At 71.9% G+C, this 14562-nt stretch carries 11 protein-coding genes and 2 riboswitches; of the genes, 9 read left to right on the plus strand and 2 right to left on the minus strand.

Going from position 1 to position 14562, the window contains the following annotated elements:
* The first annotated feature begins 77 nt into the window (after positions 1-77).
* The 5 genes from PLJ28_RS09195 to PLJ28_RS09215 all read left to right on the plus strand — a co-directional run bounded on the left by PLJ28_RS09195 (position 78) and on the right by PLJ28_RS09215 (position 5866).
* Entirely contained in the window at positions 78-557 is a 480-nt protein-coding gene (locus PLJ28_RS09195; protein ID WP_010143927.1) for an RNA polymerase sigma factor, read from the plus strand.
* Positions 550-1413 (plus strand): anti-sigma factor domain-containing protein, encoded by an 864-nt coding sequence (locus tag PLJ28_RS09200; RefSeq protein WP_183529586.1) that lies wholly within the window; start codon positions 550-552, stop codon positions 1411-1413. The genes PLJ28_RS09195 and PLJ28_RS09200 overlap by 8 nt, the downstream gene beginning before the upstream one ends.
* A gap of 65 nt (positions 1414-1478) precedes the next feature.
* A riboswitch (SAM riboswitch) is annotated at positions 1479-1579 on the plus strand.
* Positions 1580-1683: 104 nt separating this feature from the next.
* On the plus strand, positions 1684-3012 hold the full coding sequence (locus PLJ28_RS09205) for an acyl-CoA dehydrogenase family protein (protein ID WP_298044570.1): 1329 nt from the start codon (positions 1684-1686) through the stop codon (positions 3010-3012).
* Positions 3009-4490, plus strand: coding sequence for an MFS transporter (locus PLJ28_RS09210; RefSeq protein ID WP_255459751.1), 1482 nt, complete (start codon positions 3009-3011; stop codon positions 4488-4490). The genes PLJ28_RS09205 and PLJ28_RS09210 overlap by 4 nt, the downstream gene beginning before the upstream one ends.
* Positions 4487-5866, plus strand: coding sequence for an LLM class flavin-dependent oxidoreductase (locus PLJ28_RS09215; protein WP_183529583.1), 1380 nt, complete (start codon positions 4487-4489; stop codon positions 5864-5866). Before PLJ28_RS09210 ends, PLJ28_RS09215 begins: the two co-directional genes overlap by 4 nt.
* Before the next feature lie 148 nt (positions 5867-6014).
* On the opposite strand, the gene PLJ28_RS09220 is transcribed toward PLJ28_RS09215, so the two are convergent.
* Positions 6015-7451 (minus strand): MFS transporter, encoded by a 1437-nt coding sequence (locus PLJ28_RS09220; protein WP_183529581.1) that lies wholly within the window; start codon positions 7449-7451, stop codon positions 6015-6017.
* A 256-nt stretch (positions 7452-7707) separates the two neighbouring features.
* Between PLJ28_RS09220 and PLJ28_RS09225 the strand changes: the two genes are divergently transcribed.
* The 3 genes from PLJ28_RS09225 (at position 7708) to PLJ28_RS09235 (ending at position 10376) form a co-directional block, all read left to right on the plus strand.
* On the plus strand, positions 7708-8574 hold the full coding sequence (locus PLJ28_RS09225) for a siderophore-interacting protein (RefSeq protein ID WP_183529579.1): 867 nt from the start codon (positions 7708-7710) through the stop codon (positions 8572-8574).
* Positions 8575-8778: 204 nt separating this feature from the next.
* On the plus strand, positions 8779-9927 hold the full coding sequence (locus PLJ28_RS09230; RefSeq protein ID WP_183529577.1) for a siderophore-interacting protein: 1149 nt from the start codon (positions 8779-8781) through the stop codon (positions 9925-9927).
* 224 nt (positions 9928-10151) lie between these two features.
* On the plus strand, positions 10152-10376 hold the full coding sequence (locus tag PLJ28_RS09235) for a hypothetical protein (protein WP_183529575.1): 225 nt from the start codon (positions 10152-10154) through the stop codon (positions 10374-10376).
* A gap of 26 nt (positions 10377-10402) precedes the next feature.
* On the opposite strand, the gene PLJ28_RS09240 is transcribed toward PLJ28_RS09235, so the two are convergent.
* The gene (locus PLJ28_RS09240) at positions 10403-12628 is read right to left on the minus strand and encodes an AMP-binding protein (protein ID WP_255459750.1); all 2226 of its coding nucleotides are present in this window, start codon (positions 12626-12628) and stop codon (positions 10403-10405) included.
* Between the two features lie 12 nt (positions 12629-12640).
* Positions 12641-12763, minus strand: a riboswitch (SAM riboswitch).
* 113 nt (positions 12764-12876) lie between these two features.
* On the opposite strand from PLJ28_RS09240, the gene PLJ28_RS09245 reads away from it, so the two are divergent.
* Positions 12877-14562, plus strand: a complete 1686-nt coding sequence (locus tag PLJ28_RS09245) for a cation:proton antiporter (protein ID WP_183529573.1) — start codon at positions 12877-12879, stop codon at positions 14560-14562.

Below are 14562 nucleotides of genomic sequence, written 5' to 3' on the forward strand. Positions count from 1 at the left end.
GCCGGGGCCACGACCGAGGAGGGACGCTGGACAGCGACGACCTCTCCCGACGCTTCGCCGCGGGGAGCGCGGACGCCATGCGTGAGGCCTATGACCAGCATGGCCGTCTCGTCTTCTCCCTGTGCATGGCGGCGCTGTCCAACCGGCAGGACGCGGAGGACGCCACGCAGCAGGTGTTCACGCGGGCCTGGCGCTCGCGGGAGACCTACGACCCCACCCGTCCGCTGGGCGGCTGGCTGACCGGGATCACCCGTCGGGTCGTGGCGGACACGTTCGCGGCCCGGGACCGCCAGCGGCAGCTCGTGGACGCGACGTCCGGCCAGCATCAGCGGGAGGACCGGCAACTGTCCGAGCAGGTCGTGGACCGGGTGCTGGTCCATGAGGCCCTGGAGAGGCTCGGTCCGCCCCAGGATGAGATCCTGAGGATGGCCTTCGTCCAGGACCTCCCGCAGGGGCAGATCGCCGAACGGCTGGGAATGCCCCTGGGAACGGTCAAGTCGCATGTCCACCGGGGACTGGCCCGGCTTCGAGCAGCACTGGAGGTGAACGATGGCTGAGACCGCTGAACGGCACCTGACCGAGGAGGACCTGGCCTCGATCGCCGCCGGCCAGGCGCCCGGCCCCGGGGCCGCCGCCCACCTGCGCTCCTGCCCCGACTGCCGCCTGGACCTCGACCGGACCGAGCGCGTGGTGTCCGCGCTCGCGGCACCGGTCAGCCTCCACGAGCCGTCCGCCGACGTGTGGGCGGGCATCGAACGGGAGTTGGGCCTCCGGCAGGATCCCCACGCCGGACCCGGTCTCGCCGCGGTCCCGGGCGCCCCGGAGCCGGCCGGCACGTCCGGCACGTCTGCGGAGACCGCGCCCGGAGGGCACGGTGGCGGGGGGACGCTCGGTGCCGACGACGCCGGCACGGTGAGCTTCCTGCCCCGGACCCAGCGACGCCGGTGGCCCGTCATCACGGCCGCCGCGGCCGCCGGGCTGGTCGTCGGCGCCGTCGGTGCCGCCGTCGTGGCCGGCCTGGTGGGCCAGGGGGACAGCGGGCAGGACACGCCGCCCCAGCCGGTCGCCGTCGGCGAGGCGGTCCTCGCGCCGGTGACGGAGCGGGACGTGGAGGGGCGCGCCGAGATGGTCGCCGAGCCCGACGGCGCCCTGCGCCTGACCGTCGACGTCTCCGAGGGGCCCCAGGAGGGGTACTACGAGGTGTGGCTGCGCGACGAACAGGCCAGCCGGCTGATCTCGCTGGGCACGGTGTCCGGCCAGACCACCACGCTGCCGGTGCCGGACGGCGTCGACCTCGACCGGTTCCCGGTGGTGGACGTCTCCCAGGAGGAATTCGACGGCGACCCCTCGCACAGCGGCGTGACGCTGGCGGCGGGGGCCATGACCCGGTCCGGGGACGCCACCGCGGGGTGACTGTGTGTCCTGACGTGACGTGGGCGACATCCACGCCCCGGGGATCCATTGCTAGGGTGAACCCGTAACCATCCAGAGCGGCTGAGAGACCTGGCTCGACGACGCCGCAGCAACCCGAGGGGATCATCTCCCCAACGACGGGTGCTAAGGCCAGGACCGATGGAGATCCCGGATCTGCAGTCGGTCTGTGCGTCGGCGTCCGCTGCCTGCGCCGGACCAGCCGTTGGCGTGACTGCCGGTAATCCTCGGTGTGACCGGAAGGACCGCCGAATGTCGCAGAGCACGGCCGAGAAGGCCGCCACCACCGAACACCTCTCCCGGCCGGGACCGGAGGCCGGGGCCGCGAACCTCGCCGAGGGCCTGCCCGCCTCCTACGCGGGATTGCGCGAGCACTTCGCCCCGGTCTTCGCCTCGATCGCGGCCGGTGCCCTGGAACGGGACCTGGAGCGCCGGCTGCCCCGGGAGGAGGTCCGCAGGCTGGACCGCGCCGGGTTCGGCACCCTGCGGGTCCCGGCCGCCCACGGAGGGCCGGGGGTGAGCATCGAGGACTTCACCCGGTTGCTCATCGACCTGGCCGAGGCCGACTCGAACATCGCCCACCTGTACCGGTCCCACTACGGTTTCGTGGAATCCCTGCGCTTCCTGCCCGGCCGCCTCCAGGACGCCTGGTACCCCCGGGTGCTGGCGGGGGCGACGGTGGGCAACGCGTCCACCGAGAAGGGCGGCAACGCCCTGGGCACCCTGAACACCGTGCTGACCCGGAGCGGGGAGGGCTGGGTGCTCAACGGCCGGAAGCTCTACGCGACCGGATCGATCTTCTCGGACTACACGCGGGTCTCCGCCGCACTGGACGGTGAGGACGGACGCCGCTTCGCCGTCGTCGCCACGGACGCCCCCGGTGTCACGCTGGAGGACGACTGGGACGGCTTCGGGCAGAAGCTCACCGGCACCGGCACGGCCCTCTTCGAGGACGTCACCGTCCCCGAGGACGCCGTGCTGGACCGTACCGCGGGCAGCGCCGAGGCCGTCCACGAGGCCGCCTTCTTCCAGCTCGTGCTGCTGGCCGTGCTGGCCGGCATCGCCCGGGCCGCCCGCCGGGACACCGTCGCCACCATCGCCACCCGCAAGCGCACCTTCAACACCGGGCTGGGCCTGCCGTTCCGCGAGGACCCGCTGATCCAGGAGGCCACCGGGCGGATCTCCGCCCAGGCCTTCACCGCCGAGGCCACCGTGCTGCACGCCGCGCGGGCCCTCGACGCCGGCATCCAGGCCGCCATCGATGCCGGGGCGAATGTCCCGGAGTTCACCGGCACCCTGCCGGGAGCCCTGTACGAGTCCGAGATCGCCGTCGAGCACGCCCAGGTCACGGTGCCCGAACTGGCACTGGGCGCCGCCCAGGACCTGTTCCTGACCGTGGGTGCCTCCGCGACCTCCACGTCCAAGGGGCTGGACCGGCACTGGCGCAACGCCCAGACCGTGGCCACCCACAACCCGATCGCCTTCCGGGCCCGCGCCCTCGGCGACTACCACATCAACGGCATCCTGCCGGAGGGCCTGAACGCCATCGGCGACGCGAAGACGGCGGGGCCTGCCGCATGAGCGCCCCGACCATCATGACCACCACCTCCACCGGCGAACCCCGGCAGGGACCCGCGCGGGTCTTCGACGGCAAGAAGCGCGTCCTCGCCTCGGCCTTCGCCGGAACCACCATCGAGTGGTACGACTTCTACCTCTACGGCACGGCCGCGGCGCTGGTCTTCAACGTCCAGTTCTTCCCGATGGCCACCGAGCTCGGCGGCATCGTCGCCTCGTTCGCCACGCTCGCCGTCGGCGTGATCGCCCGGCCGCTGGGCGGCATCGTGGCCGGACACCTGGGGGACCGGATCGGCCGCAAGGCCCTGCTGGTGGCCTCGCTGCTGCTGATGGGCGTGGCCTCGACCCTGATCGGGCTGCTGCCCACCTTCGAGGCGATCGGCTGGTGGGCCGTCGTCGGGCTGGTGGTGCTGCGCGTCCTGCAGGGCCTGTCCGCCGGTGCGGAATGGGGCGGTTCGGCTCTGCTGAGCGTGGAGCACGCCCCGGCCCGGCACCGCGGCTTCTTCGGGTCCTTCACGCAGATCGGCTCGTCCGCGGGGATGCTGCTGGCCACCGGCGCGTTCTTCATCGTGCAGAACGTGCTGAGCGCCGAGCAGTTCGCCGCCTTCGGGTGGCGGATCCCGTTCCTGCTCTCCGCGCTGCTGGTGGCCCTGGGACTGTGGATCCGGCTCGGCGTCTCCGATGCCCCGGAGTTCCTCGAGCACCAGGCCTCCGGGAGGGTCGAGAAGGCGCCGCTGAAGGTGCTGCTGACGCACCACCGCCGCCCGCTGCTGGTGACGATCGGTCTGCGGCTGGCCCAGAACGCCGTGTACTACCTGGTCACGGTATACATGCTGACCTACCTGCGCGACGAGCGGGGGGACTCCTCCTCGGGTGTCACGGCGGTGATGATCGCCTCGGCCGTCGGCCTGGTCTCGACCCCGTTCTGGGGCTGGCTGTCCGACCGGGTGGGACGCAGGGTGGTCTCCGTGACGGCCTATGCGGCGATCGGCGTGTTCGGCTGGGTGCTGTTCGCTTACCTGGGGGCCGGGCCGCTGGCCCTGCTGCCCCTCGTCATCATCCTGGGCATCAACCTCATCCACGACGCGGTCTACGGACCGCAGGCCGCCTGGTTCGCCGAGCAGTTCCCGGTGCACGTGCGCTACTCGGGCGTGAGCCTGGGCTACCAGGTCGGCACGGTGCTGGGCGGGGGACTGATGCCCCTGATCGCGGCGCTACTCTTCGCCGCCGGCGGTGACACCCCGTGGCTGATCGCCGGCTACCTCTCCGGGCTGGCCGTGCTGTCCGTCGTCACCGGGCTGGCCGCGAAGGATCCTGCCCGGGACCAGCACGGCACGGAGCTCACCGAGCTGCACGGTCCCGGGCAGGATCCGGTGCCCGACGCCGGCCCTGCCGGTCCCGCGCCCGGCTCCGGCACCCCGCGCACCACCGAGGACACCGCTGAGAACGCCATTGAGGGCGCCCCCGAGAGGACGATCGTATGACCCGCCCCATGCTGCTGAACGCCTTCGACATGATGGTCCCGGTGCACCAGTCCCCGGGGCTCTGGCGGCACCCGGAGTCCGGGGTGTCCCGCTTCGACACCCTGGCGTACTGGACCTCGCTGGCCCGGACGCTGGAGGAGGGCGGGTTCGCCTCCCTGTTCCTGGCGGACATCCCCGGTGTCTACGACGTCTACGGCGCAGGGACCGGGGCCACGGCACGCGGCGGGGTGCAGTACCCGGTGCTCGACCCGCTGGTGATGGTGCCCGCGATGGCCGCCGTGACCGAGCGGCTCGGCTTCGGCGTCACCGCCTCGGTCACCTACGAGGCGCCCTACCTGCTGGCCCGCACCCTCGCCACGCTGGACCACGTCACCGGCGGGCGGGTGGCCTGGAACGTGGTCACCTCCTACCAGGACTCTGCCGCGCGCAACCTGGGCATGGACCGGCAGCTGCCGCACGACGAGCGGTATGACCGGGCCGACGAGTACATGGAGGTCATGTACAAGCTCTTCGAGGGATCGTTCGATCCCGGCGCGGTGCGCGCCGACGCCCAGACGGGCGTGTTCGTGGACCCGGACCGGGTGCACCCGATCGGCCACCACGGGACGTACTTCTCCGTGCCGGGCCAGGCGCTGACACACCCCGGGCCGCAGGGCACCCCGTTCCTGTTCCAGGCCGGGGCGTCCACCCGCGGCCAGGAGTTCGCCCTGGACCACGCCGAGGCGATCTTCTTCATCGGCAACACCCCGGAGCTGGTCCGGCGCTGGACGGACGGCGTGCGGGCCGGGCTGGCCGGACGCGGCCGCGCGGAGGATGCCGTCAAGGTGTTCACCATGGCCACGGTGGTCGTGGCCGACTCGGACGAGGAGGCCCGGGCCCGGCTGGAGGGTTACCGCCGGCACGTGGACGTCGAGGGCGCACTGGCCCTGTTCGGGGGCTGGACCGGCGTGGACCTGGCCGGGGCCGATCCGGACTCCCCGCTCGAGTACGTCGCCACCGAGGCCAACCAGTCCGCCCTGGCGTCCTTCACCTCGCTGTCACCGGACAGGACGTGGACGGTGCGGGACCTGGCCGAGTTCATCGCGATCGGGGGCCGCGGACCGGTCATCGCCGGCTCCCCGGCCACCGTGGCGGACGAACTCGAACGCTGGCAGGAGGCGGCCGGCGTCGACGGTTTCAACATCTCCGCGGCGGTCCGTCCCGCGGACCTGGAGCGGTTCACCGCCCTGGTCTCCCCGGAACTGCGGCGCCGGGGCATCCTCGCGGAGGGGACCGGGGGCACCCTGCGCGAGGCCCTGACCGGTGCCGGACCGCGCCTGGCCGCGGACCACCAGGGCGCTGCGTACCGGCGTGCGGTGGGGGCCGCCCGGCGCTGAACCGGGCCCGTCGGGACGGCCCCGGGCAGTCCCGCGGAAGCCGGGCAGTCCCGCGGAACACGACGGGATGAGACGGAACGAGACGGAACGAGACCGGGCCCCGCCGCACCAGTGGTGCGACGGGGCCCGGTTCCGTGAGGGGGCAGGGTCAGTGCCGGCCACCCCGGTCGGTCGGCGTGCCCGCCTCACCGTGGGCCTGGGCGGCCTGCTGCACGATGGCGGCGTCCTCCGGGTGCTCGGAGAGGTACTGCTCGTGCACCTCGTCGACGTGCAGGTCCGTGCCCTCGATGGACTTGGGCACCATGGACACCGCGATGAAGGAGATGATGGCCAGCACGGCGATGTACACGCCGATGGTCCAGCCCATACCGGTCTGGTTCAGCAGCAGCTGGGCGATCATGGGGGCGAACGCACCGCCGATGATGGAGCCGAAGGCGTAGCCGATCGAGACGCCCGAGTAGCGCACGTGGGCGGGGAACATCTCGGCGTACAGGGCGGACTGCGGGCCGTAGGACGGGCCGAGGCCCATGGTGAGGATCACGATCGCCAGGGCGAACAGCGGCAGGGACGCCGTGTCCAGCATGAACCACATGGGGATCGCCCACACGATGATGATGGCGTAGCCGATCTGGAAGGTGCGGATCTTGCCGATCTTGTCCCCGATGTACCCGCCGAACATCGTGAACACCAGCCAGCCCAGGCCGCCGACGAAGGTGGCGATCAGGGTGGCCTCACGGCTCATGCCGAGCACGTTGGCCCCATAGGAGGCGAAGAAGGCGATCACCAGGTAGCCGGCGGCGTTGTTGGCCATGAAGATCAGGGCCGCCAGGGTGACGTTCTTCTTGTGGGACTTCAGCAGCACGCCCAGGGGGGCGGCGGACTCCTTCTTACGGAGCTGCATCTCCTTGAACACCGGGGACTCGTCCACGGCCTTGCGGATGAGGTAGCCGACCACGATCAGCACCACGGAGGACAGGAACGGGATGCGCCAGCCCCAGGCCTGGAAGTCCTCGGGCGACATCGAGCTGGTCAGGATCCACATGAAGGCGGTGGCCAGCAGCATGCCCAGCGGCACGCCGATCTGCGGGTAGGAGCCGAAGGCGCTGCGCTTGTTCTTCGGGGCGTGCTCCACGGACATCAGGGCGGCGCCACCCCACTCACCACCGGCGGAGAAGCCCTGGATGATGCGCATCAGCAGCAGGAGGATCGGGGCCCAGATGCCGATCTGGGCGTACGTCGGCAGGACGCCGATCAGCGCGGTGGCGCCGCCCATGCCGATCAGGGTGATCACCAGCACGAGCTTGCGGCCGTGCTTGTCACCGAGGTGTCCGGCGACCACGGCGCCGAGCGGGCGGAACAGGAAGCTGATGCCCAGGGTCGCCCACGTGACGACCTGCGCGAGGCCGGGATTGTCGGCGGACAGCGGGGCGAAGAACAGCGGGGCCAGCACGAAGGCGGCGGCCTGGGCGTAGATGAAGAAGTCGTACCACTCGATGGTGGTGCCGACGAGGGTTCCGGCCAGGACTCTCTTCTCTTCGGGGGTGCGACCCCGGGGAGAGGCCACTGCGGCGTCGTGATGTGCCATGGTGTGCTCCAGGTGATGGTGCGGATGCTTCGCGGGGATGAGGTTACGGATTAGTGACCGACCGTTCGGTTACTTCGAAGATCATAGAGGATTCCGGTGAGGTGTGTCACACGTTCCGTGCGGCCCGGTGTGAAGATCCCGGACGGGGCATTATTGGGTCACGGGTTAATGACGTAATGTCGGATGAGTGGGCGGTGTGTCGACCCGCCCCGTGCCCGCCGGCCGCCAGCCGGTGACCCGACGAAGAGGTGTCCCCATGACCGAGCAGAAGTCCGTGCCGCAGCCCCCGGCCGCCCGGCCGCGGCGCCAGCCCAAGCCCCCCGTGGTCCTGGAGGTGACGGCCACCGAACGACTGGGCCCCCACATGGTCCGGCTGACCCTGGGCGGACCGGGCTTCGGCGTCTACCAGGACAAGGACGCCACGGACAAGTACGTCAAGCTGATGTTCGCCGATCCGGCGCTGGGCCTGGAGATGCCGTACGACCTGGAGGTCCTGCGCGAGCGCCTGGCCCCCGAGCAGATGCCCGTGCGCCGTACCTACACGGTGCGCTCGGTGGACCCCGGGGCCGGCACCCTCACCATCGACTTCGTGGTCCACGGCAGCGACGGCCTGGCCGGCCCCTGGGCCGACTCCGCCCGGCCCGGGGACCGGGTGTGCCTCACCGGCCCCGGGGGGATGTACCTGCCCGACCCCGCGGCGGACTGGCACCTGCTGGCCGGGGACGAGTCCGCCCTGCCCGCGATCGGCGCGGCCCTCGAGGCCATGCCGGCCGACGCCGCCGGGCAGGCCATCATCGAGGTGAACGGCCCCGAGGACGAGATCGGGCTGTCCGTGCCCCAGGGGATCACCGTCACCTGGCTGCACCGCGGGACGGAGTTCACGCCCGAGACCACGAAGCTGGCCCAGGCGGTCATCGATGCCGAGTGGAGGGAGGGCGCCGTGCAGGTGTTCGCCCACGGGGAACGGGAGATGATCAAGGACCTGCGCCGGTACCTGGCCGACGTGCGCGGGGTGGACCGCCGGCAGATGTCACTGTCCGCCTACTGGGCCTATGGCCGGGCCGAGGAGGCCTTCCAGGCGGAGAAGCGCGAACCGATCGGGCAGATCTTCCCGGAGGCCTGAGCGTCCCGGCCCAGACGGCCGGGCCCGTCGGCCTGCCGCTGTGAGGGGCCGCCCGGCCCCGAGGTCCTCCACACGGACCGTGGGCCGGCCGGTTTCGCTGTCCCCGCGCGCGCCGTACGCTGATCGGCACAGCACGAGTCCGTACGAGTCCGCACGAGTCAGCCTGGTGCGACGCAGGACAGAACGCAGTCGAGGAGACATGGCATGGGCAGCGACCACGGCACGCCGCACGGGCACGACGGCGGCCGGGTGCCCGCGGACGCCGCTACCGGCACCGGTGCCGGTGACGGAACCGGCACCCCTGGTGCCGCGGAGGCGGACCTCGCGTCTGCGGTGGAACGCCACCGCGTCGCAGCGGAGCGGTACTCCGTGGCCAAGTACGAGTACAAGGCGGCCAAGTACGCGCTGAAGGCGGCACGCCTCCGGGCGGGCCAGGACCCCCAGGGGCGCCGTGCGCACGGCCATCACCACGGGCATCGCGAACACCATGGGACGTACGGCCGCCACCGGTATGACGACCGCCTCCCGGAGACCAGGTCGCGGCGCGAGGGTGAACCGCTTGCGGACGGGGTGGACCACGGCCGGGAACGGCGAGGCCGCCGGCAGGTCGTCCTGGAGGTGGTGGCCACGGAGCGGATTAGCGAGCACATCCAGCGCCTGACCCTGGGTGGTGACGGCTTCGAGGAGTTCCGGGACAACGCCTACACGGACAAGTACGTCAAGATCCTGTTCGTGGACCCCGCGCTCGGCCTTCAACCGCCCTATGACATCCAGGCCCTGCGCAAGACCCTGCCGAAACACCAGCGCCCGGTCCGGCGGACCTACACGGTGCACTCCGTGGACCCCGACGCCCGGACCCTCGTCATCGACTTCGTGGTCCACGGGGACGCGGGCGTCGCCGGGCCCTGGGCCGCGGCGGCCCGGGTGGGGGACAGGGTCGCGTTCTCGGGCCCGGGCGGCAAGTACGCCCCGGACCCGCGGGCCGACTGGCACCTCCTCGTGGGGGACGCCGCGGCCCTGCCGGCGATCTCCGCGGCCCTAGCCGCCCTGCCGGCCGATGCCGTCGGGGCGGCCTTCATCGAGGTCCCCGGCCCGGCCGACGAGTGGGAGCTCGAGGCGCCCCCGGGGGTGACGGTGAGCTGGTTGCACCGGGGACTGGCAGAGCGCGTCCCGTCACCGTTGCCGGGCGCCGTCCAGTCCATGGAGTGGCCTCCGGGACGGGTACAGGCCTTCGTGCACGGGGAGAAGGCCGCGGTGAAGTCCCTGCGGCGGCACCTGCTGGAGGACCGGGGCGTGGACCGACGGATGCTCTCGCTGTCCTCGTACTGGAGCCGGGGCTCGTCGGGGGACTGAAACTCTGGGCCCGTGGCTGCCCGTGGCTGCCCGGGCGCCGCGGCCCGCGCCCGGACCTGTCCGATGGTGCCGCCCGGAAGGCCCTCTACCGGAAAGTAGTGGACGATCGTCCACTACCAGCGGGGTGCCCCGATTTCTAGTCTGTGAGGACCCCCGGGCCGCCACGGTCGATGACAGCACCGGTCTCACCCAGCCCATTGACTGCACACCCTGGAGCCGCTGCCATGCTTGATGCCAAGACCATCACCATGAAGTGCCGGACGAGCACCCCGCACCGGGACTACTTCTGCCTGTGCAAGACCCTCGCCCCGCTCCGCCCCTACGGCGCCGAGGGCAACCTGGAGACCACGTCGACGGACCCCTGCGGGTGCATCCGGCTCATCGTGAACCCCGTCCAGGTGGCCGTGGTGGACCCGGCCTGTGACCGGCACGGGGCCGCATCGTCCTGAGCCGTGACCATCTCGACGGTCCGGGGTCAGCCGTCCTGCGCGGCGGCCGGGCGGTGCGATGGCCGACGGCCCATGACCTCGGCGATCTGGCCGACGCAGGGCTCGTTCTGCAGGGAGGTGGTGTCGCCCAGGGCGGTGCCCTCGTAGAGCTGGGTCAGCAGGCGGCGCATGATCTTACCGGAGCGGGTCTTGGGGACGTCGGGCACGAAGACGACCTCGCGTGGCTTGGCCACCGGCCCGATGACCCGGCCGACGTGCCGGCGCAGCTCCTCGGCGGCGTCGGCGGCGGGCCCGGCCCCGGTGCCGGCCGGCGCGGGGGCGTCCCCGAAGCCCGCCCGGGCCACCACGAAGGCCACGGCGGCGTGCCCGGTCTTCGCGTCCGGAACGGGGCAGACCCCGGCCTCGACCACTTCGGGGTGGGACACGAGCGCTGACTCGATCTCGATGGTGGACAGGCGGTGTCCGGAGATGTTGATGACGTCGTCGATGCGGCCGAGGATCCAGGTGTCCCCGTCCTCGTCGACCTTGGCACCGTCGCCGGCCAGGAACCAGCCCTGCCCGGCGTAGTCCTTCCAGTACGAGGTGAAGTAGCGCCTCGGGTTGCCCCACACGGTGCGGGCCATGGCCGGGCCGGTGCGGGTGACCACGACCTTGCCCTGCAGCCCGGCGGCCACGGGCGCCCCGGCGTCGTCCACCACGGCCACGTCCACCCCGGGCAGCGGGCGGGAGCCGCACCCGGGCTTGAACCGCTCGTCCGCCTGGCGCGGGGAGAGCACGGTGGCGCCGGTCTCGGACTGCCACCAGGTGTCCACCATCGGCACGCCCACGGAACCGTCGCGGGGGACCCGCGCGTCGTCGTCGCCGGTCTCGGCCTGGAGCCGGGCGTCCAGCGCGTCCAGGTGCGAGCGGCCGATCTGGGTGCGGGCCCAGGTCCATGCCTCCGGGTTGACGGCCTCTCCCACGGTGCCCACCAGGCGGATCGAGGAGAGGTCGTGCCCCGCGGGGATGCCCTCGGGGAACCAGCCCATCAGCGACCGGACCAGGGTGGGAGCGGTGTAGTAGGAGGTGACGCCGTAGCGCTCGATGACCTCGAAGTGCCGGCCCGGGTGCGGGGCGTTCGGCACGCCCTCGTAGATGACCTCGGTGACGCCGTTGGACAGCGGTCCGTAGATCTCGTAGGTGTGCGCGGTGACCCAGGCGAGATCGGCGGTGCACCAGTGCACGTCCTTCTCCCGCTCGGACACGTCCGGATGGGAGAACAGGTAGTCGTAGGACCAGGAGGCCTGGGTGAGGTAGCCGCCCGAGGTGTGCACGAGGCCCTTGGGCTGTCCGGTGGTGCCCGAGGTGTACATGATGAACAGCGGGGTCTCGGCGTCGAAGTACTCCGGGGTGTGGGTCTCCGGCTGGCGGTCCACGATCTCGTGCCACCACACGTCCCGGCCCTCGGTCCAGCTGATCTGGCCCGGGCCGTCCCCGACCTCGGTGTGGCCGGTGCGGTTGAGCACCAGCACGTGCTCGATCTGGTTCTGGCCGGAGACGGCCTCGTCCGCGTTGTCCTTGACGGGCACGGCCTGGCCGCGGCGGTACTGGCCCTCTGAGGTGACCAGCAGCTTCGCGCCGGTGTCCTCCACGCGGAAGCGCAGCGCCTCGGCGGAGAAGCCGCCGAACACCAGCGAGTGCACCGCGCCGATCCGCGCGCAGGCCAGGGTGATGACGATCGTCTCCACGAGCACCGGCAGGTAGACCACCACGCGGTCGCCCTTGCCGATGCCCAGTTCGAGCAGGGCGTTGGCGGCCTGGCTGACCTTGCGCTGGAGCTGGGCGTAGGTCACGGCGCGGCGGTCACCGGGTTCGCCCTCGAAGTACAGGGCCACCTTCTCCCCGCGGCCGGCGGCCACATGCCGGTCCACGCAGTTCACCGCGACGTTCAACCGGCCGCCCTCGAACCAGCGGATCTCCGGGCCGCGCTCGGCGGCCGGGTCGGCAGGGGTCCAGGAGTGGGTGGTGTGCCAGGGCGTCTCCCACTCGAGGCGCCGCGCGGCGGCATCCCAGAACGCGAGCCGGTCCTCCTCGCGCACGGGCCGGCCGTCCCCGAGCCCGCCGTGCAACAGGCCCGCGGGCCGGCCCGGGTGGACGGAAGGATCGGCGGCGTCCACGACGTCGGCCGGCAGCGGGCCGGGCAGGGCACCGGGGGCGTGGGCGGGGGTGTCGCGCGCGGTGGCGGTGGGAGCGGCGTGCGGGGCAACAGACAAGACAGAACCTTCTTTCCATCGAATCTGGCAGTAGCACCTGGTCCGGTCCTTGCAGTGCCGGGAGGGCACCCCAGGACCATGGACGGGTTGCTGCGGCGTCACGGAGCCAGATCTCTCAGCCGCTCGGGATGGTCGCCTCCACTCTACGACCGGTCCTGTCCGCGGAGCGAAACGGGTGAAGCAGTGCTACGCACCGGCCTGATGCCCTAGTTTTGACGTGCACCGACGCCGACGGACAGGGACTGCACATGGAGGACATCGCACTGCTGGCCGTGGCCGGTGTCCTGATCATCGTGCTGGTCTCGCTGTTCGCGCCCCGGTTAGGCGTCGCGGCGCCGATCCTGCTCGTCCTGGTGGGCATCGGCTGCAGCATGATCCCCGGGGCGCCCCAGATCCTGCTGGACCCGGAATGGATCCTCATGATCGCGCTGCCGCCGATCCTCTACTCGGCGGCGGTCAACGTCCCCATCACGGACTTCCGCCGGGACCTCGGCACCATCAGCGCCCTGTCCGTGTTCCTGGTGATCGCCTCCGCCTTCGCCACGGGGTGGCTGATCTGGTGGCTGCTGCCGGACATCGATCTCGCGGCCGCAGTGGCCCTGGGGGCGGTCATCAGCCCGCCGGATGCCGTCGCGGCCACCTCGATCGGCAAGAGACTGGGCCTGCCGCCCCGGCTGGTGATGATCCTGGAGGGGGAGGGCCTGGTCAACGACGCCACCGCGCTGGTCATGCTCCGCACCGCCATCGCGGCCACCGCCGGCGCCGTGACCTTCTGGGGTGCCATCGGTGACTTCGCCTACGCCGTCAGCGCCGGGATCGTCCTCGGTCTCCTCGTGGGCGCCGGGACCGTCTGGTTCCGGTCCAGGATCCGGCAGCAGCCCGTCCTCACCACGGCGATCTCCCTGACCGTGCCGTTCCTGGCGTACATGCCCGCGGAGAACCTGCACGCCTCGGGCGTCATCGCCGTGGTCACTGCCGGCCTCCTCACCGGTCACCAGGCGCCCCAGCGCCTCAGCGCGGCGGACCGGCTCACCGACCGCACCAACTGGCGCACCATCCAGCTGCTCCTGGAGAACGGCGTGTTCCTGCTTATGGGCTTCGAGATCACCTCGATCGTCGCGGACGCGGAGGCCTCGGGGCGGGGGCTGTGGTTCGCCGTCGGGATCGCCGTGCTGTGCACCGCGGTCCTCGTCGTGGTGCGCATCGCCTTCGTGGTGCCGCTCATCGCCGTGCTCCGGGCGCGGCAGAGGCGGGTCCCCCAGCTCGCGCGGCACCTCGATGCCGCGCTCGAGTCCACGGCGTCCGGGGAGCCGCCCCACCCGCGGACGGTGGCCCGGTTGCGGCGGTGGCGTGCCGATGCGCACTTCCTGGCCACGCAGGGCCTCGGCTGGCGGGGCGGGGCCGTGCTGGCGTGGTCCGGGATGCGCGGCGTCATCACCCTGGCCGCGGCCCAGTCCCTCCCGGCTGACATCCCGTACCGTCCCGAACTGATCCTGATCGCCTTCTCCGTGGCCATCCTCACGCTCGTGGTCCAGGGTGGCACCCTTCCGCTGCTGATCCGGGTGCTCGGCATCAAGGGGACCGACGAGGAGGCGCAGCGCCGGGAGATCGGCCGCCTGGCCGATGAGATCATCGCCGCGCGCCAGGCCTACCTGCAGAACAGGACGCTGCTCCGTGAGGACGGCAGTCCCTTCGACCCCGCCGTGGTGGAGCGGGCCCGACGGGAGGGCCGGGCGGCCACGCAGGCACTGGCGGCGATGGTGGCCGAGGTGGACCCGGACAGCCAGCGGCAACAGTACCGGGAGCTGCGCCGGCAGCTGGTCGAGGTGGAACAGGCCGCGCTGCTGGACGCCCGCTCCGGGGGCACGTACTCCTCGCACACCCTGCAACGCGCGCAGCACTTCATCGACACGGAGGCCACCCGCCCGGGTTAG

This window comes from Citricoccus sp. (assembly GCF_035445025.1).
In the GTDB taxonomy this organism is placed as follows: Bacteria; Actinomycetota; Actinomycetes; order Actinomycetales; family Micrococcaceae; genus Citricoccus.